This window comes from Nonomuraea sp. NPDC050691 (assembly GCF_040654455.1).
Classification (GTDB): domain Bacteria; phylum Actinomycetota; class Actinomycetes; order Streptosporangiales; family Streptosporangiaceae; genus Nonomuraea.
Window position 1 is genome coordinate 1 of sequence record NZ_JBFAIA010000176.1, and the last position, 17,449, is coordinate 17,449.

The 17,449-nt window shown below is 71.4% G+C and carries 16 protein-coding genes; 4 read left to right on the forward strand and 12 right to left on the reverse strand.

What is annotated here, in order from left to right:
• Positions 1 to 77: 77 nt before the first annotated feature.
• Positions 78 to 1,379 carry a PHB depolymerase family esterase gene (locus AB0H81_RS37010; protein WP_358384537.1) on the reverse strand — a complete coding sequence of 434 codons (1,302 nt, stop codon included), beginning with the start codon at positions 1,377 to 1,379 and terminating at the stop codon, positions 78 to 80.
• A gap of 496 nt (positions 1,380 to 1,875) precedes the next feature.
• On the opposite strand from AB0H81_RS37010, the gene AB0H81_RS37015 reads away from it, so the two are divergent.
• Together AB0H81_RS37015 and AB0H81_RS37020 are read left to right on the forward strand one after the other, a co-directional pair.
• On the forward strand, positions 1,876 to 3,303 hold the full coding sequence (locus tag AB0H81_RS37015) for an endo-1,4-beta-xylanase (RefSeq protein ID WP_358384540.1): 1,428 nt from the start codon (positions 1,876 to 1,878) through the stop codon (positions 3,301 to 3,303).
• A 30-nt stretch (positions 3,304 to 3,333) separates the two neighbouring features.
• Positions 3,334 to 3,648 (forward strand): hypothetical protein, encoded by a 315-nt coding sequence (locus tag AB0H81_RS37020; protein WP_358384543.1) that lies wholly within the window; start codon positions 3,334 to 3,336, stop codon positions 3,646 to 3,648.
• Between the two features lie 277 nt (positions 3,649 to 3,925).
• Here AB0H81_RS37020 and AB0H81_RS37025 read toward each other — a convergent pair whose 3' ends face one another.
• The 4 genes from AB0H81_RS37025 to AB0H81_RS37040 form a co-directional block, all read right to left on the reverse strand.
• Positions 3,926 to 5,182, reverse strand: coding sequence for an FxsB family cyclophane-forming radical SAM/SPASM peptide maturase (locus tag AB0H81_RS37025; RefSeq protein ID WP_358384546.1), 1,257 nt, complete (start codon positions 5,180 to 5,182; stop codon positions 3,926 to 3,928).
• A gap of 79 nt (positions 5,183 to 5,261) precedes the next feature.
• The gene (locus AB0H81_RS37030) at positions 5,262 to 5,498 is read right to left on the reverse strand and encodes a hypothetical protein (protein WP_358384549.1); all 237 of its coding nucleotides are present in this window, start codon (positions 5,496 to 5,498) and stop codon (positions 5,262 to 5,264) included.
• 278 nt (positions 5,499 to 5,776) lie between these two features.
• Entirely contained in the window at positions 5,777 to 9,076 is a 3,300-nt protein-coding gene (locus AB0H81_RS37035; RefSeq protein ID WP_358384552.1) for a tetratricopeptide repeat protein, read from the reverse strand.
• A 422-nt stretch (positions 9,077 to 9,498) separates the two neighbouring features.
• Complete coding sequence (locus AB0H81_RS37040; RefSeq protein ID WP_358384554.1) at positions 9,499 to 9,906, reverse strand: MerR family transcriptional regulator; 408 nt, start codon at positions 9,904 to 9,906, stop codon at positions 9,499 to 9,501.
• A gap of 49 nt (positions 9,907 to 9,955) precedes the next feature.
• On the opposite strand from AB0H81_RS37040, the gene AB0H81_RS37045 reads away from it, so the two are divergent.
• Positions 9,956 to 10,840, forward strand: a complete 885-nt coding sequence (locus AB0H81_RS37045) for an NAD(P)-binding domain-containing protein (RefSeq protein ID WP_358384557.1) — start codon at positions 9,956 to 9,958, stop codon at positions 10,838 to 10,840.
• 113 nt (positions 10,841 to 10,953) lie between these two features.
• Here the strand turns inward: AB0H81_RS37045 and AB0H81_RS37050 are convergent, their stop codons facing one another.
• Positions 10,954 to 11,079: a hypothetical protein gene (locus AB0H81_RS37050; RefSeq protein ID WP_358384560.1), complete on the reverse strand. Its 126-nt coding sequence runs from the start codon at positions 11,077 to 11,079 to the stop codon at positions 10,954 to 10,956.
• A 74-nt stretch (positions 11,080 to 11,153) separates the two neighbouring features.
• Positions 11,154 to 12,464, reverse strand: coding sequence for a M28 family peptidase (locus tag AB0H81_RS37055; protein WP_358384563.1), 1,311 nt, complete (start codon positions 12,462 to 12,464; stop codon positions 11,154 to 11,156).
• A 78-nt stretch (positions 12,465 to 12,542) separates the two neighbouring features.
• Here AB0H81_RS37055 and AB0H81_RS37060 point away from each other — a divergent pair, with 78 nt between their 5' ends.
• Complete coding sequence (locus tag AB0H81_RS37060) at positions 12,543 to 13,436, forward strand: alpha/beta hydrolase (protein WP_358384566.1); 894 nt, start codon at positions 12,543 to 12,545, stop codon at positions 13,434 to 13,436.
• 122 nt (positions 13,437 to 13,558) lie between these two features.
• On the opposite strand, the gene AB0H81_RS37065 is transcribed toward AB0H81_RS37060, so the two are convergent.
• The 5 genes from AB0H81_RS37065 to AB0H81_RS37085 are packed head-to-tail and all read right to left on the reverse strand — an operon-like array spanning position 13,559 to position 17,368.
• A complete protein-coding gene (locus AB0H81_RS37065; RefSeq protein WP_358384569.1) occupies positions 13,559 to 14,512 on the reverse strand; it encodes a hypothetical protein in 954 nt (317 codons plus the stop codon).
• Between the two features lie 28 nt (positions 14,513 to 14,540).
• Positions 14,541 to 15,764, reverse strand: a complete 1,224-nt coding sequence (locus tag AB0H81_RS37070) for an FAD-dependent oxidoreductase (RefSeq protein WP_358384572.1) — start codon at positions 15,762 to 15,764, stop codon at positions 14,541 to 14,543.
• Complete coding sequence (locus AB0H81_RS37075; protein WP_358384575.1) at positions 15,761 to 16,453, reverse strand: SDR family oxidoreductase; 693 nt, start codon at positions 16,451 to 16,453, stop codon at positions 15,761 to 15,763. Before AB0H81_RS37075 ends, AB0H81_RS37070 begins: the two co-directional genes overlap by 4 nt.
• Complete coding sequence (locus tag AB0H81_RS37080; protein WP_358384578.1) at positions 16,450 to 17,214, reverse strand: SIS domain-containing protein; 765 nt, start codon at positions 17,212 to 17,214, stop codon at positions 16,450 to 16,452. Before AB0H81_RS37080 ends, AB0H81_RS37075 begins: the two co-directional genes overlap by 4 nt.
• Positions 17,215 to 17,236: 22 nt before the next feature.
• Entirely contained in the window at positions 17,237 to 17,368 is a 132-nt protein-coding gene (locus AB0H81_RS37085) for a hypothetical protein (protein WP_358384581.1), read from the reverse strand.
• Between the last annotated feature and the right edge of the window lie 81 nt (positions 17,369 to 17,449).

Below are 17,449 nucleotides of genomic sequence, written 5' to 3' on the forward strand. Positions count from 1 at the left end.
GGCGGAGCCCCCTCTGCCGCGCCGTGCCGGGCGCCATCCGGGAACGAGGGCGCGCCGTGCCGGGCGCCCACGCCGCGTCAGGAGACGGCGCAGGTGGCGCCGTTGAGGGTGAACGCGCTCGCCGCGGCGGCGTTGCCGGTGTGGGTGGCCTGGAAGCCGATCTGGGTCGAGCCGCCGGATGGTATCGAGCCGTTGTAGGTGAGGTTGGCCGCCGTGACCCGGCCGCCGGCCGGCGTGTACGTGGCGTTCCATCCGGAGGTGATCGTCTGCCCGGCGGGGAGCGTGAACACGAGCGACCAGCCGTTGACGGCGGAGGAGCCGGTGTTGGTGATGGTGACGTTCTCGGTCAGGCCGGTGCCCCAGGCGCTGACGGCGGCACTGACCCGGCAGGCACCGCCACCCGGCGTCGGCGTCGGGGTCGGGGTCGGGGTCGGGGTGGGAGTCGTGCCTGCGCCGCCGTCGAGGCCGAGGAAGGCGATGGCGCCGGCCACCGTGCCGTCCGTCGGCAGGGAGTGGCCCGCTCCCGCGATGCTGACACCCTCGACGGTGGCGCGGGTGCCGGCGGTGCCGTACCGGGTCCGCGTCCAGCCCGGACGCGGCTGGTCGGTGGAGGCCGGCGTCTGGCTCACCCCGTGCAGGTTCGTCCACTGCTTGATCTCTTCGCCGAAGTTCGGGTAGGCCAGCGTGGTGTCCGTGGTGCCGTGCCAGAGCTGCATCCGCGGGTAGCGGCCCGTGTAGCCGGGGTACATCGCCCGGGCCTGGTCGCCCCACTGCTGCGCGGTCTTGATGAGGGTGCCGCCGGAGCACTGGCTGTTCCACAGGGATCCGTTGGTGGTGGCGAAGCACCCGGCGGGCACGCCGGAGAACGCCGCGCCGGCGGCGAACACGTCCGGGTACTCGGCGGCGAGGACGTTGGTCATCATCGCGCCGGAGGAGAAGCCGCTGACCACGATCCGGGCCGGGTCCACGTTGTAGCGCTGCCGGGTGTAGGCGACCATCGCCATGATGCCGGTCGAGTCCCCGCCGCCGTCGCGCCGGAGCGCGGCGGGCGTGGAGACGTCGAAGCAGTGCCCGTCGCGGGTCGCCTCGGGGACCACGATGACGTACCCGTACCGGTCGGCGGCGGTGACGTAGTCGTGGCCGACGCCGTTGAAGACCGCCGAGGCCGAACCGGTGCAGTAGTGGACCAGGAGCAGCAGCGCCGGTCGTGCCGCGACGGTGTCGGGGACGTAGAGGTACATGTTGAGGTTGGTCGGGTTGGTGCCGAAGCCGGTCACCCGGGTCAGCGACGCGGCGCCGGCGGGCCGGACGGCCAGGAACAGGCACGCGACCACCAGGGACGTCAGGACGGCCGCCAGCCGGCTCTTTCGTGTACGCATGCTCAAGCCCTCCCAGGCGTCAGCGGGCACCGCCCTCAAGGTCCTTCCGTAGGGGTACGTGGCGGTGGTGGTGTGCCCGGGAGCAAATACGACGCCGCCGGGCCCGTCAAGCGCCCGTCGGGGGCCGCCGTGTCCGGCCGGTGCGCCCTCCGTCGTCCGGGCCGCGCGGCGGGGCGGGCGGTGCTGAAAGTTTCACCGCCGGCTCCCGGCGAGGGGGGCGATGGTGGCGGTGAGCGAAACTTTCGGCGGCCGAGATGCTGATCAGCCCAGCCCATGGCCGCTTGGAGAGGGAGGGTCTCCGAAACTTTCTGGACGCGTCTTGACATGTTTCGCCGACCGTTCCCAAACTGGGGCTCCGAGGAGGCATTCCTCGCGGGGTCGGTGGTGTGCGGCGGGGGCCGCCCTCCGTGAACGCGAGCCGGAGACAGGCCGCGCGTCGGCGCCGCGGACGTCGTCTCCCGCGCTTTCCCACGTCATCCACCATGGAGGCTCAGACATGGGCGAGAACCCCTTACATCCGCATGGACCCGCGCGGACGCCGGGAGGCCCGCGCCGCGCCCTGGTCGCCGGCGTCCTCGCCGCCCTCGGCGCGGCCACGGCGCTGGCGGTGGCCGCCCCCGCCGGCGCCGCCGCGTCGACCCTGGGCGCCGCGGCGGCACAGAGCGGGCGCTACTTCGGGGCCGCGGTGGCGGCCGGCCGGCTCGGTGAGGCGGCGTACGCGAGCACGCTGAACCGCGAGTTCAACGGGATCACCCCCGAGAACGAGATGAAGTGGGACGCCACCGAGCCCTCCCGCGGCTCGTTCACCTTCGCCTCCGCCGACCGGATCGCCGGCCACGCGCAGAGCCAGGGCATGAGGCTGCGCGGCCACACCCTGGTGTGGCACAACCAGCTTCCGGGCTGGGTGCAGGGGCTGTCGTCCGCGAACGACGTGCGCACCGCGATGGTCAACCACATCAACGGGGTGATGGGCCACTACAAGGGCAAGATCTACGCCTGGGACGTGGTCAACGAGGCGTTCGCCGACGGCGGCGCGGTCGGCACGCTGCGCAGCTCGGTCTTCCAGCAGCGGCTCGGCAACGGCTTCATCGAGGAGGCGTTCCGCGCCGCCCGGGCGGCCGACCCGGGCGCCAAGCTCTGCTACAACGACTACAACATCGACGACGCCAACGCCGCCAAGACCCGCGGCGTCTACAACATGGTCAAGGACTTCAAGGCGCGCGGCGTGCCGATCGACTGCGTCGGCCTGCAGTCGCACTTCGGCCAGGTGCCGTCGAACTACCAGCAGAACATCGCGCAGTTCGCCGCCCTCGGCGTGGACGTCCAGATCACCGAGCTGGACATCGGCGGCTCCGGATCGGCGCAGGCCGACGCCTACCGCCGCGTCACGCAGGCGTGCGTGGCGGTCGCCCGCTGCACCGGCATCACCGTGTGGGGCGTCACCGACAAGTACTCCTGGCGCAGCGGTGACACGCCGCTGCTGTTCGACGGCAACTACGCCAAGAAGCCCGCCTACAACGCGGTCCTGAACGTTCTCAACGCCGCGAACCCGAACCCCGACCCGACGCCCACCCCCACCCCCACCCCCACCCCGACGCCGACACCGACTCCCACCCCGACCCCGGTGCCTGGGGCCTGCTCGGCGACGATCGCGACGACCAACACCTGGCCGGGCGGGTTCCAGGCGACGGTGACCGTCCGGGCCGGCGACGCACCGGTCAACGGCTGGACGGTGCGCTGGACCTGGCCGGGCGGGCAGATCATCAGCAGCCTCTGGGACGGCGTGCAGACCGGCTCCGGGTCCGGCGTGATCGTCCGCAACGCCGCGTACAACGGCTCGGTCGCGGCCGGATCCTCCACCACCTTCGGCTTCACCGCCAACGGCGCCGCCGCGGCTCCGGTCGCCACCTGCACCAGCCCTTGACCCCCGGCACGACGGGCCGGACCCCGGACGATGAAAGACACAGAGATCGTGGCCGCCCCCACCACGCGTGCGGTGGAGCTGGTGGTCCACGACTTCGAGCCCGGCTGGGACGCCTACACCGAGAAGCCCGGCCGTCAGCTGCCGGTGGATCCGTATCGTGCACTACTTCTTCGAGCGCGGCCTGCCGGTGGGTACGATTTCGGCCCGCGGGTGCCGGCCGCGCTCGACCTGCTGCGCGGTCGTACCACGGCGGCGTTCCCACCGTTGAGGACCGACACGGAGATGGCCGGTGCGACCTTCGTGGACGCCCCCGACGTGGTGGACGGCGCGAACGTGTCGTTGTGAGGTGGTTCGGTGCGCGCCAGGTTGCCGACCAGCCGAGCCCGTTCCCTCTCCGATGACCGGATCCCCACCGCGGCCGGGACCCGGATGCGCATGACAGCACCGTTCGGACTTGCCCTGCGGTGACCGATCTCAGGTGGCGGTTCACCTCGTCGAAGTCCACTGGGGCCGGTCGGGGACCGGCCCCAGTGGACGGCATGAAACTCCTGAACCGTGCCCGGCGGCCGTCGCGGAGACGTGGTCGAGGCCATGTGTGTCCTCGCGGAAGGCGCCAAGCCGGTCAGCCTGTCTTCGCGCGCTCGGCCTTCACTCGTTCCACGTCGGTGAGCACCCGGTCGCGGATGTGGCAGATCAGCTTGGCCAGGTCGGCGCAGTAGACGGAAGGATTGAGAAATCCCGAGCCGGCGCGGTATCGAGTGCTGTACTCGCCGGCCCCGCAGACATCCCGGATCGGGCAAGAAACACAGATCGGCGACAGGTCGGCCACCCCTCGTTGCCGGGCGACAACGCCCGGGAGGAGTCGCGCGTCGTCAAACGTGTTGCGAAAGACGTTCAAGCCGGTGAACGGGGCACCCTCGTAGGCGGACTTCAGAGCGTCGCCGAGTTCGATGGTTCCGTCGCTTTCGATGACGACAAGCTGGAACGGGCTGAGCCCCAGCCCTTCGGTGTGGGCTTGGCCGCCCAGGCACAGCGTCATGATGTTCTCGAAGAGCCTGACGCCGGCTGGAAGCGGTGTCGTGGAATACCAGCGGTCGAAGATCGGTATCAGCCAGTCCGCATACGCGGTGCCCCCGTCGCCGGAGGTCCATCCCGGCGGAGGAGACGACCAATTGCCGAGCGGCAGCAGGAAGTCCACGGCCGGCGCCCCGGTGGCGAGCAGCGCCTCGTAGGTGGTCAGGGGGTCGTTCTCCAGGTCGATGGTGCACAGCACAAGGTCGAAGAGGTCACGGTAAGGGGGACGGTTCAGAACCTCGATGCCTCGCATCACCTGGTCATAGCTGCCGCGGCCGTTGGCGTACGTGCGGTGACGGTTCTGGCCCTCCCTGTCGCCGTCGAGGCTCACCGTGACACCGATGCGGTGTTCGTGCAGGACGTTCAATATCTTCTCGTCAAGGAGCACGCCGTTCGTCGTGGTGACGAGCCGCAGCGGGACATCGGGGGGCGCGGCGTCTCGGAATGCTCGCGCCGCGTAAGCGAACCGATCCGCGCCCGCGAGCAGCGCTTCGCCGCCGTGCAGCCTCACCGACGCTCCCTGGATCTCGTCAGCGTGAGCTCGCAGGTGTTCTCCGAGGCGGAAGGCGACCTGGTCGATCGTCTTGCGTGACATGGCCACCGGCTTGTTTCTCCAGCTCTGGTCGGCCATCTCGTACATGTAGCAATAGTCACAGGCCAGGTTGCACCGGCCGTGAAACTTGAGAGCGAATTCCACGAACGGCAGAGGGCGCCAGCGTGGATCCCTGAGCGCCTGATCGGTCACGTGCTGAGTCGGCCATTCAGCAGCTCTCTCGTTCACCTGCACGATCGGTAGCTCGATCACGATGTCCTCCGCCCCTCTGCCCTTCGTGTCTCAGCAGGCCGCTACACGGCCCGATCAGCCATGGAACGAACCCGCTCGGTCACCTGTTGAAACTGCCGGCAGGGCCGAAGGCCCCGTCGTCGGCGATGACCCGGTTCAGCACGGCGCCGAGTGCGCTGTTCTGGTCGGTGCCGGCTGCGACCTCGGAGAGGTTCGCGCTCGACGGCTCCGCGGCCGCGGCGGCATCGGCTGCCCCGACCCCGACCGCAGACGCGGCGGCGAACGCGGCGGCCGTCAAGGCCACCTTTCGCATGAGATTTCCTTCGCGTTCCGACATCGCATACTCCCTTTCATCCGGCTGGAAACGGACCGGCCGCAATAGCGATTACGGCTGCAGGGACGATCATTACCGCACCCGCCATATGTCCCCTATACGATCACCACACGACCACCACAGGAACGAGCCGATGGCCCACCAGGAGTGCGGGTCAAGGCGCAGGCGAACCCCCTGACCGCAACCAGAACCGCGCCGGACGTGCGCACCGAGTTCGATCGCCTGCTCTTCGAGCAGGCGTCGCGGCGGCGAAGCAGTGTTGTCGAGTCCCCTGCGGACGCTTATCGTCCCTGATGTGCGAGCTTGCGACGTACGTGCTCGGCGTCGGAGTGGCCGAGCTCGTCGAAGATGCGCAGCGCCTGCTGCCAAGTCTCACGGGCCGCCTCGATGTCGCCGACGGCGTGATGGGTGTCGCCGAGGTGAACCAGCGTGTCGGCTTCGTTGTAGCGGTCGCCCAGCGCTTGGTACAGGGCCAGCGCGCGGTGAAAAAAATCAATGGCCTGTTGATGCTCGCCGAGCTGGTGGTAGGCGAAGCCGATACTGTCCGATGCGGCGGCCTCGCCCCGCCGATTGCCGGTTTCCTGGTGAAGGCGCAGCGCCCGGAGGCAGTGGCTCAGCGCCTGGACGTGGTCGCCGAGCCGGGCGTAGGTCCAGCCGAGGTTGCCCAGTGCCCGGGCTTGTCCGGCCGCGTATTCAGCCGCCTGGTACAACTCCAGAGAACGCAGGTCGTGGCGGAGTGCCTGCTGGTAGTCGCCCTGGAGTTCCCCGAGCCAGCCGAGGTTGCGATGGGCGTCGGCTTCGCCGATCCGCTCGCCGAGTTCGGCGAACAGGGTGACGGCGTGCTCCATGTGAACACGAGCGTCGTCGTAGCGGCCGAGCCGCATGTAGGCCCAGCCAAGGCCGCGTTGGGCGTGCGCCTGGCCGAGCTTGTCGTGTGCCCGGCACGCCGAATCCAAGGCGGTGTGCAGACTGCGTTCCTGGTCTCGCCAGCGTCCCTGGCGGTCGAGATACTCGATGAGACGCTCGGCCAGTTGCCAGACGGGCAAGTCGATGCCCCATAGGGAGGCTTTGTCGATCAGCGTGAGAAGCACCGATTGTTCGGCGGCGAACCAGTCCGTCGCCTGCCTCGCGTCAGCGAGATCTTCAGGGATGACCCCCGGCCGGGCTTGAGCCGGCGAAACCCGGGGCTGGTGTGGGGCGATCAGCTGGGCGGCGCGATCCGTCGTGTGCAGATAGTGGTCGAAGATGCGACGACGGACGTCGTCCTGCTCGCCGGCGAGCTCGGCGGCGTAGGCGCGCAGCAGGTCGTGAAAGGTGTAACGGCCGGGCAGATGCTCCTTGATGAGATGGGCGCGATCGAGCTCGGTCAGCAGCCGGCGGGCCTGCCTGGCCGGGAAGCCTGCCAAGCTGGCCGCCGCGGCGACCGCGATGTCGGGGCCGGGATGCAGACTCAGCATCCTGAACAGACGCGCCGCCTCCGGACTGAGACAGCGGTAGGACCAGGAGAAGACCGCCCGCACGTCCGTGGCGTGATCGCCACCCTCGAACGCATCGAGACTGCGGTCCTCCCGCAGCCCGGCGGCGACGGCGGCGAGGGGAAAGTCGGGATGGGCGGCGGCGTGCGCAGCCGTGATCGTGAGTGCGAGGGGCAGGCGCGCGCACCTGTCGATGATCTCTTCGACGGCCTTGGGCTCGGCCGCGACGCGGGCCTGGCCGAGGCGGCTGATCAGAAGTTGCCTGGCCTCGGCTCCGGTGAGCAGGTCCAGCGTAAGCGGGTAGGCGCCCTCACGAGCCACCAGGCCGGGCAGCCGATCACGGCTCGTCACCACAACCGGACAGCCAGGCGTGCCGGGCAGCAGTGGACGGATCTGGTCGGCATCGCGTGCGTTGTCGAGCACGATGAGAACCCGCCGGCCGGCCAGCAGACTGCGGTAAAGCGCGGACTGCGCCTCCAAGCCGTCCGGGATCTGCTTCACCGGCGGACGCAGCGCGTCAAGGAAGCCGCGCAATGCTTCGGCCGCGCTCATCGCCGAACTGTCGGGAGCGAACCCCCTCAGGTTCACATAGAGCTGTCCGTCCGGAAACAGGTGCTGGCGCCGGTGGGCCCAATGGAGGGCCAGGGCCGTCTTGCCGACCCCCGCGGTGCCCGACAAGGCGGAGATGACCACCGCTGTGGGCTGCGTGACGTTGGTCAGCGCCTCATCAAGCCGCACCAGCTCCTCGTCACGGCCCGTGAAGCCGGGCACGTCCAGCGGCAGTTGCCTGGCCACGTGCCAGACCGTCGCCGCCCGCGCGGCTTCGGACGCGGTTTCCGGCGGGGCATGTGCTTGGGCCTGCGCGGGCGCGTCAAGCTGGACATCGGTCACGCCCGGTAGCCCGGTGAGCGGTGCACGGCTGGTCACCAGTGCGGCGCTGCGCGGCGTACCCGGCAGCAGAGGGCTCACCTGGAGGGCGTCGGCCGCGTCGTCCAGCACCACGAGGATCGCCCGGCCGGCCACGAGTGACCGGTAGAGCTCGGCGCGGTCTTCGAGCCCGGCGGGAATCGCCGGACCGTCCACGCCCAGTTCCCGCAGCAACTCGGCCAGCAGTTCGGAGGGTTCGCGCGGCGCGCCCGCCGGGTCCGTCAGCCGCAAGAAGATCCGGCCGTCGGGAAACCCGGGCCGCACCCGGTGCGCCACATGGACCGCCAGCGTGCTCTTGCCGACCCCGGGCGGCCCGCTGATGACGACGACCGGTGTCGCGGCCTGGCCTTGACGCAGCACGGCGGTGAGCGTCGCCACTTCCTCGTCCCGTCCGGCGAAGCCGGCGAGGTCGGCAGGCAGCGAGCACATCGCCGGGCGCCACTTCCTCACCTCCGAGGGTACGGAGCCCGACAGGACGGCGGCCTGGAGTCGCTGCAGTTCGGGGCCGGGCTCGATGCCCAGTTCGTCTGCCAGCACGGTACGGGCGTGCTGGTAGACCTCCAGCGCCTCGCCGCGCCGGCCCGCCCCGGACAACGCCAGCATGAGCTGCTGCCAGAAACGTTCGTGCAGGGGCTGCTCGCCCGCGAACCTGCGCAGCTCGGCGATCACTTCCGCGTGCCGGCCCAGTTCGAGCTGTGTGTCCGCCCAGTCCAGCCGGGCCTGGGCGAGGCGTTCCTCCCACTGGGCGAGCAGCGCCGTCATGGCACCGGTCAGCGGGGCGTCCTCGGCAGGGGATCCGCGCCACAACCCCAGGGCCACCTGGAGCCGCCCGGCTGCCTTCGTGGGGTCGGTCTCACTTTTGGCCAGGCGCACCTGATCCTCGAAGACGAGCAGGTCCACCTCCTCGCGCGCGACTTCGAGCAGGTAGCCGGCGCCCTGGGTGCGCAGCCGCGCGGTGGCGGGCAGCGCCCGGCGAAGCCAGGCGATGTAGGACTGGATGTTCGCGACGGCGGAGGCGGGCGCGCAGTCCCAGACGGCGGCGATCAGACGATCGCGGGACACGGTCGTGTTGACGTGCAGGAGCAGGGTGGCCAGTACCGCCCGCTGCTTGCCGCTCAAGGAGAGCTGCTGTCCGTCCGTCTGCCGAACCTGGACGGGGCCGAGCACCCCGAACGTCACTTCTACCAAGAAACCATCGCTTTCAGCCTTGGCCGCAATGTGGCGACCTCATGATCCACACGCTAGTGAAGTCGTGGGTCAGTGGCCGGGCGGCGATCGTGGTCAACCGGTCGTGCGCGGGCCGGCCGACAGCGTGCCGGCGCTGGGAGGCGTACTTGGTCCGCCCCACCGTGAACGGGACTCGCGCGCGTCAGGTGATGCGGGGGCGCGTTGTCCTCGCGAGCGGCCGGCCGGGGGGCAGGGGGAGACGGCGCGGCCGGACCTGGAGGTGCGGAGCGACCTCGGCCGGCTCCTCGAGCGTGCGGCAGATCCGGTCGCCCAGCCCCTGGACGACGCCGGCTGGGCGAGCCGGTTCTTCGGATCGCCCAGGTCGAGGCCAACGCGGGGACCCTGCGTCCCTGGGCGAAAAGCCCACAGATCGCTCAGGCGGGCACGCGCTCCTGACCGGCATCCTCAAAGGGGGGATAGCTCTTGCCGGCGCTTCGATCGGCCGCATCAATGTAGTGGGCAAGAGCGTCGCGGGACTGAGCGAGCCTGTTCATCTGATCGTCCAGTCGCCGCAGCCGTGACCGCATCGCGGCCAGCAACTCGGGACATCCGAGTAGCTCCGGGGCCTCTCCGACCGCACAAGGCAGCAGGTACGCGATGTCCTCAGAGGACAAACCTGCACCAAGCAGGTGTCTGATCTGCTTCACCCGCAGCACGGCGTTCTCGTCGTACTCGCGGTAGCCGTTCGCGCCGCGCGCTGCCTCCAGCAGGCCCTGGGCTTCGTAGTAGCGCAACTGATGGGCGTTCACGCCCGTCCGACGACTCAGTTCCCCGATCAGCATCGAAACCTCACTTGACCTTCACACCGGTATCAACGTTGACGATCGTGCCATGAACAGAACCACCGATACACCCGTGACAGTCATCGGACTCGGACTGATGGGCCGGGCGCTCGCCGGCGCGCTCCTGAAGGCCGGGCACCCCACAACCGTGTGGAACCGCACACCCTCCAAGGCCGACCGGCTGGTGGCCGAGGGTGCACGGCTGGCGCCGACGGTCGGCGACGCGCTCAAGGCGAGTTCTCTGACGATCATCTGCGTCACCGATTACCAGGCCATGCGCGAGCTGCTCGGCGCGAGCGAGGGCGAGCTGGACGGCAGGATGCTGATCAACCTGACCTCGGGCGACTCGGCCCAGGCCCGGGAGGCCGCCCGATGGGCCGAGCAGCGCGGCGCCCGTTACCTGGACGGCGCCATCATGGCCATCCCGTCGGCGATCGGGACCGCCGAGGCGTCGATTCTGCAGAGCGGGCCGCAGTCGGACTTCGAGGTGCACAAGTCGACGCTCGACGCGCTCGGCACCGTCACCTACCTTGGTGCGGACCATGGGCTGGCGTCCCTGTATGACGTGGCCGGTCTCGCCATGATGTGGAGTGTGCTCAACGCCTGGCTCCAGGGCACCGCTCTGCTCAGGACGGCCGGGGTTGACGCCGGGACGTTTGCGCCGTTTGCGCAGCAGATCGCTGCCGGTGTGGCCGAATGGCTGCCCGGCTATGCCGAGCAGATCGACAGCGGCTCCTTCCCGGCCGAGGTGTCGGCCCTGGAAACCGACGCGCGGGCGATGAGCCACCTCATCGAGGAGAGCGAGGCGGTGGGTGTCAACGCCGAACTGCCGAAGCTGATCAAAGCGATGGCCGACCGGGCGATCGCCGCCGGACATGGCGGGGAGCAGTATCCCGTGCTGATCGAAGAATTCAGCAGACCTGCCAACGACTGACCGATCCCGATAACGGGACCTCAGCGGTCTCGGTGAGGTCAACTCCGTGCGGGGGCCCGGGAAACGATCGCCTCCATGCCGGGAGTCCGCCGATGCGTAGTCGTGCGGCTCGTTCATCGGTTCGAGGCAGACCCCGGCTCCTCGCCGGGCCGCCAGCCGTCTCCGGCGGCGAGCGCCCGGTAGAAGCCGAGCACGTCGACGCGCGCCGGGGGCAGGCGGTAGGTCTGCTGCGCGTCCACGATCAGGTCGTCACCGCAGCCGCATCACGCACCCGGCCGGGACGGGGGATGCGCGGACCGCTGTGGGGAGGGCGTCACGCGCCGCCCCGGAGGGTGGCCGGTGACCAGCCTTCGGTGCCCGCCACGATGCGCACGGCCGCGCGGGCCAGCGGCTCCAGCCCTTCGACGTCGACCTTGTCGAGCGTGTCGGCCGAGTCGAACAGGTACATGGGCGCCGACAGGAAGTGCACCAGCGGCACGCCCTCGGGGTGGAAGAACGCGCCGTCGGTGGGCGGCATCGGGGAGAACACGTCGGGCGGCAGCACGAAGGAGCGGCGCAGCCGCTCGGCCTCCAGGGTGGTGGCGACCAGCTTCTCCAGCCGCGGCTCCCGGGTCGTGAACCACCACCTGACCTCGGGGTCGCGGGTCGGCCGCAGCGTGCCGTCCACGCTCTCGCAGCGCAGCGCGGCGTGCTCCAGGTGCACCTGGAGCACCACGTCCGCGAGCATGGCGCGGTGCCGCTCGATGAACGCCCTGGTGCCGGCGGCGTGGGCCATGTGCCCGGAGGTGAACAGGAACATGAGGTTGTGCGGCCGTTCCGCGGCCGGCACGCGGGCCCAGTGGCGCGCGGCGGCCAGCACGAGCGCGAGACCCGAGGCGTCCTCGACCGCCGACGCCCACGGGCCGTCGTGGTGGGAGGCGACGATGACCCAGTGCGGCGAGGCGCCCGGCAGCGTCGCCACCACGTTGTGCGTGGTCACGGTGTCGCGGGTCGCCTCGGCGACCAGCTCGCCCTGGCAGGGGAGGCGGGAGAGGAGCCGCCGGGCGTCGCCCGCGGACAGCCACAGCCCGGGGACGGGCCGCTCGACGGCGTCGTAGGGCACGTAGTAGTCGCGCGTCTCCCACGGCACGCCCGTCAGCGCGCCGACGAACCCGGCGGCGCCCGCCTCCAGGGCGGGCTCGACCACCTCCATCATCCGGGGCCCGAACGGGATCGTCTGGACGAGCGTGTCGAAGACGCCTTCCGGGTCGTAGGCCGAGGTGGCCAGCGTCCGGATGAACGACTGCGGCACCTCGGTGAAGGCCAGCTCGTCCACCGCGATGTCGCCGGGGCGCGCGTCCGCGAGCCGGACGATCCGCGCGCGCAGGCCGGAGGTCGGCGCGGTGAACGGCAGGGGCAGCCCCGGCAGCTCCGTGCCGTCGTCGAGCCGCAGCACTCCGGCGCCCGGCTGCCAGCGGGTCACCTCCACCGGCTCCAGCTCCACGTCCAGCCCGAACGCGGCCAGCCGGTCCGCCAGCCACCGCTCCGTCCACACGTCGGCCGGATAGCCCGGCCGGCGGATCCCCTGCGACACGACGGTCTCGATCCAGCCGAGCATCTCGGCGGCGGAGGGCACGTGTTCCATGGCCCTGATCCAACCATTGACAACCGTCCCCTGTGAAGCGAGAGTTCCGGTCATCCGTACAAATCTCCGGGAGGCTGTATGAGGCTCCTTGCGGCAGCCGTCTTACTCGTGCTGGGAGTCGTCGCGAGCCCGGCCCAGGCCGCCGGCGCCGCCGGCGGCACCACCGACCGCACCACCGACCGCACCACCGGCAGCGGCGCCGTCGCCGCCGACACCATCGAGGCGCACTACAAGGTGGCCGGCCCCTGGGCGGTCGCCACGGCCGACGCGCCAGGCGTCCGGCTGTACTATCCGGCCAACCTCGGCGAGGGGGGCTTCAAGCACCCGATCATCACCTGGGGCAACGGCACGAACGCGGTGCCCACGCAGTATTCCGGCGTGCTCAACCAACTCGCCTCCTGGGGCTTCGCCGTGGTCGCCTCGACCGACACCACGACCGGCACCGGCTCCGAGATGATCGCGGCGGCGCAGTACCTCATCGACAGGAACGCCGACTCCTCCAGCGTCTTCCACGACAAGCTCGACGTGACCAGGGTCGGCGCGGTCGGTCACTCCCAGGGCGCCGGCGGCTCGGTCAACACCGCCACCAAGTCCGGCGGCCTCATCGACACCGTCGTCCCCATCGCCCTGCCCGCGCCGATCTGGGTCAGCTCCGGAGACGCGTTCTCCGTGAGCCGGCTGACCTGCCCGGTGCTGTTCCTCAGCGGCGCGAACGACGTCATCATCTCGCCCAACTCCGCGATCCAGACGTACTACGGCCAGGTGCCCGGCGCCGCGGCCAAGGCGCTGCTGAAGGGCGCCGACCACAACACCGTCCAGGGCACGGGCGGCGGCTTCCTCGGCTACCTGACGGCCTGGCTGATGTACCGGCTGCAGGACGACGCCTACGCGCGCGGCGCGTTCGCGGGCGCCACCCCCGAGATCAACACCAACGCGAGCTGGCAGAACCAGGCCGAGAAGAACCTCCCCTAGCGACCGCTCCCCGAAGGACCGGCCGCTCCGGCGAGGAACCCGTGCCGGCCCCCAGGGCCCGCTCCGTCGCGCGGGTCGGCCGGATCCCCTGGGGATCCGGCCGATCCCTTCGCACGCGTCCCTCAGGGCGTCGGGGCGCGCAGCGCGAAGGCGGCGCGCGGGTTCCCGGTCAGCGCGGCCGTGGCCACGTCGCCGAGCCCCGCGGCCTCCAGCCGCGGCACGAACCTCTCCAGCAGGTACGTCAGCCCCGGCCCCCCGCCCAGGCTCGGCCAGTACGACCGGCGCGCCAGGTCCATACCGAACAGCAGCCGGTCGCCCAGACCGTGCCCGGCCAGCTCCGCGACGAGCGCGACGACGTCGCTGTCCGGGCCGTACTTGATCCGGCCGGGCCGGTCGAAGGCCAGATAGGCCCCCCTTTCCGCCAGGGAGATGAGATATCCGGCATCGGGGTTGTGGTCGATGTGCCCGAGCACCACCCGGTCGGCCACGACCCCGTCGGCCGCCAGGGCGTCGAGCAGTTCGTGGCCCATCGTGCCCTTGTCGCAGTGGCTGACGATCGGCACGCCGGTGACCAGCGCGGCGGCGGCCACCGCCCCGACCAGGCGCCCCACCCCGCGGCCGAGCGCGTGGTAACCGGTCGCGATCTTGATGGCCCCCGCCCGGGCGGGCGATCGCCGCACCAGGGGACCGACCAGGCCGTACTCGTCCATGCCCAGCTCGATCTCGGACACCAGCAGCTCGGTGATCTCGTCGGCCGCGTAGCGGTGCAGCCAGTGGTCGTCGGCGTAGTAGCGGCTCTTGTGGAAGCCCGTCACCGCGATCACGTGCAGGCCGGTCCGCCCGGCCAGCTCCCGCATCAGCGACGGGCTGCGGCCGAAGCCGAGCGGCGTCATCTCCACCACCGCCGACAGGCCGGCGCGCATCGCCGCCGACACCTCCGCGACGGCCGCGTCGAGGGAGTCGAGCCGGTAGTCCGGCTCCTCGCGCACCGGCCAGCCGCCGGTCATGAACAGGTGCTCGTGCGCGTAGGTGACGCCGAGCTCCTCGACGTCCCCGAGCACGGTGCGGACCGTCACGGCAGCACCCCCCGTACGATGCCGATCGTCACAGCAGCGCCCCTTCCTCGCGCAGCCGCTCGCGCAGCAGGCCCGCGTCCACCTCCGCGGGCTCCACGCCCGCCTTCACCGCCAGCGCCGCGGCCGTCCCCGCCGCCTGCCCCATCGCCATGCACTGGCCCATGGAGCGGGCGGAGGCGTGGGCGTCGTGCGTGGCCGACAGGCACCGCCCCGCCACGATCAGCCCGCCCACGTCGACGGGCAGCAGGCACCGGTACGGGATGCCGTAGGTGCGGAAGTCCTGGACGTACTCCCACCGCGTGCCGGCCCCCGAGTCGTGGTCCTCGATGGGCGCGCCGCACCGGGCGATCGCGTCGGGGAAGTCCCGCCCGGCCAGCACGTCGTCCCGGGTCAGGACGTACCGGCCGGCCAGCCGCCGCGACTCGCGCACCCCGATCCGCGTGGAGGTGCCCAGCAGCACGGCCGAGCCGTACCCCGGCACCTTCTCGCGCAGGAAGCGGACGTACGCGCCGACCTGCCGCCGCCCCTCCCGCTCCGCCCGCGACAGCTCGAACGGGTCGGTCGGGTCGAGGCCGCTCACCCGGGTGAGGTTGGTGTGCACGATGCCGTCGTGGACGGTCCTGTGCACCGACCCCTCACGCCGGGGCAGGTCCGCCTCGGCCATCAGCGCGTGCAGCTCCGCCGTGCTCGTGACCGACGGGTCGACCCCGCCGAGCCGGAACGTGGTCGTCATCGGCTGGCGCCGCATGCCCGGGCGGTCGAGGGCGGCACCGGCCCGCCAGGCCACCTCGGCGTCCCCGGTGGCGTCCACCACCACCCGCGTCCTGACCAGGAACCGTCCCGCCACGGTCTCCACGACGACGCCCTCGCCCGGCACGACGCCGCAGACCCTGGCGTGCAGCAGCACCTCCGCGTCCGCGGTCAGCTCGTCCCAGACGACCTTGAGCTCCTCCGGCTCGTACGTGACCCCGGTCCCCGCGCCGTAGGTGTTGGGCCGCTCGAAGGCGGCTCCGGCCGCGAACAGCCGCTCGCACACCTCCCAGCCGATGCCGCCGACGACCCGCGGCGCCTCGGGGCCGGGGGAGTAGAAGCCGTAGAAGGTGTCGAGCACCGCGGCGCCCGTGCCGCCGAGGAAGCCGGCCGACTCCACGAGCAGGCACGTCGCCCCGGACCGCGCGGCGGCCACGGCGGCCGCGCACCCGGCGCTGCCCCCGCCCGCCACCACCACGTCGCCTTCCCACAGGACGTTCATCGCAGGTGCCACCCTCCGTCGACGGGGATCACCGCGCCCGTGGTCCGCCCGGACGCCGGCGACAGCAGCCACAGCACGGCCTGCGCGACCTCCTCCGGCCGGCACGGCGCGGCGCCGAGCGGCATGAGCGCGGGCATCCGGGCCCGGATCGCCTCGGACTCGCGCGCCCGGCGGCTCATCGGCGTGGACACCAGCCCGGCCGAGACCAGGTTGATCCGCACCCCGCGCGGCGCCGCCTCGCGCGCCGCGATCCTGATCAGCGGGATCAGCCCGCCCTTGGCCGAGGCGTAGGCCACGGTGCGGAAGTCGTCGTCGAGCGAGGTGCCCAGCGCCGAACCGATCACCACGATCGACCCGCCGTCCGGCATGGCCGGGATCGCCGCGCGCAGCAGCCGGAAGACCGACTCGTGGTTGACCCGGTGCACCTCGTTCCACGCCGCGTCGGTGCAGTCGGCCACGCCGCCGTCGCCGAGCGACCGGCCGGACATGCCGATCGCGTGGACGACGCCGGAGACCGCCCCGTGCGCCTCCGCCGCCCGGGCTAGGGCCTTCTCCGCCCCGCCGGGTCTGGTGATGTCGATCCCGTCGGCGAGGTCCACCCCGAACGCGGGCACCCCGGACGCCTCCACCGCCTCGACGCAGGCGCGGCCGATGCCGCCCTCCGAGCCGGCCACCAGGACCGCGCTCATGGCTTCCTGAGCACGTCGGCGGCGCGGCGGGCATGCTCCAGGTAGGCGGCCTCGAACAGCTCCTCCGAGCGGGGAGCGCCGACGAGCTTGGCGCTGGAGATCACCGGCGGCGTCCACCCGCCCGCGACCAGCAGCTCGGCCGTCCGCACCTTGATCTCGTTGACCACGGAGACCGCGGCCAGCGTGCTGCCGGGGCCGACCGGCTCGGCCAGCCCGTCCACCGAGCAGAGCGCGTCGCCCACCGGGGTGCACAGGTCGATCACCACGTCGGCGTGGTCGGCGAGCCGCGTCCCGCTCGGATGGCCGGACGCGACGGCCATGGTCTCCCGCATCGAGGTCACGGCCACCACGGGCAGTCCCGCCTTGCGCAGCCCCATCGCCATCTCGATCGGCACGGCGTTCAGCCCGCTGACGCTGAACACGATCGCCGCGTCGCTCGGCCGCAGCTCGAAGTTGGCCAGGATGGCGTCGGCCAGCCCCTCGACCCGCTCGATGAACATCGCCTGCCGCATCCCGTTCGACCCGGCGACCTGCGTGTAGAACGTCGTCGACAGGTCCACGATGGGATGGAAGCCCGGGTAGGAGCCGTAGCGGGGGAACATCTCCTCCACGCCCATCCGCGAGTGGCCGGTGCCGAACGTGTGCACCACACCGCCGCCGCCGATGACCGACGACGCGATGCGCGCCGCCGCCGCCAGGGCCTCCTCCTGTGTCCGCTCGATCTCGCCGAGCAACTCCATCGCACGCCGTATCCACCTCATCGACAGCTCCCTCCACAGGCGTTCATCCGGACATCCCTCCACAGAGCGCGGCGCCGATCGCCCCGGCCCGCGGGCCGAGGACGGCGGGCAGCACCGCGACGTCACCGATGAGCGGGCGTCGCCGCCCGAGCTCGCGTTCCAGGGCGGGACGCATGAGCCGACCGCGTAGATGACGTAGTCGTAGTCGAGGGCGCGGCCCGATGCCAGCCGCACGGTGCGGGTGGCGGTGTCGATG

Bases quoted from the DNA above. Each gene is read 5' to 3' on its own strand.
- AB0H81_RS37060 (WP_358384566.1), top strand. From the start codon at position 12,543: ATGAGGCTCCTTGCGGCAGCCGTCTTACTCGTGCTGGGAGTCGTCGCG.
- AB0H81_RS37045 (WP_358384557.1), top strand. From the start codon at position 9,956: ATGAACAGAACCACCGATACACCCGTGACAGTCATCGGACTCGGACTG.
- AB0H81_RS37030 (WP_358384549.1), bottom strand. From the start codon at position 5,498: ATGTCGGAACGCGAAGGAAATCTCATGCGAAAGGTGGCCTTGACGGCC.
- AB0H81_RS37040 (WP_358384554.1), bottom strand. From the start codon at position 9,906: ATGCTGATCGGGGAACTGAGTCGTCGGACGGGCGTGAACGCCCATCAG.
- AB0H81_RS37010 (WP_358384537.1), bottom strand. From the start codon at position 1,379: ATGCGTACACGAAAGAGCCGGCTGGCGGCCGTCCTGACGTCCCTGGTG.
- AB0H81_RS37070 (WP_358384572.1), bottom strand. From the start codon at position 15,764: ATGAACGTCCTGTGGGAAGGCGACGTGGTGGTGGCGGGCGGGGGCAGC.
- AB0H81_RS37080 (WP_358384578.1), bottom strand. From the start codon at position 17,214: ATGAGGTGGATACGGCGTGCGATGGAGTTGCTCGGCGAGATCGAGCGG.
- AB0H81_RS37075 (WP_358384575.1), bottom strand. From the start codon at position 16,453: ATGAGCGCGGTCCTGGTGGCCGGCTCGGAGGGCGGCATCGGCCGCGCC.
- AB0H81_RS37015 (WP_358384540.1), top strand. From the start codon at position 1,876: ATGGGCGAGAACCCCTTACATCCGCATGGACCCGCGCGGACGCCGGGA.
- AB0H81_RS37085 (WP_358384581.1), bottom strand. From the start codon at position 17,368: ATGCGTCCCGCCCTGGAACGCGAGCTCGGGCGGCGACGCCCGCTCATC.
- AB0H81_RS37055 (WP_358384563.1), bottom strand. From the start codon at position 12,464: ATGGAACACGTGCCCTCCGCCGCCGAGATGCTCGGCTGGATCGAGACC.
- AB0H81_RS37020 (WP_358384543.1), top strand. From the start codon at position 3,334: ATGAAAGACACAGAGATCGTGGCCGCCCCCACCACGCGTGCGGTGGAG.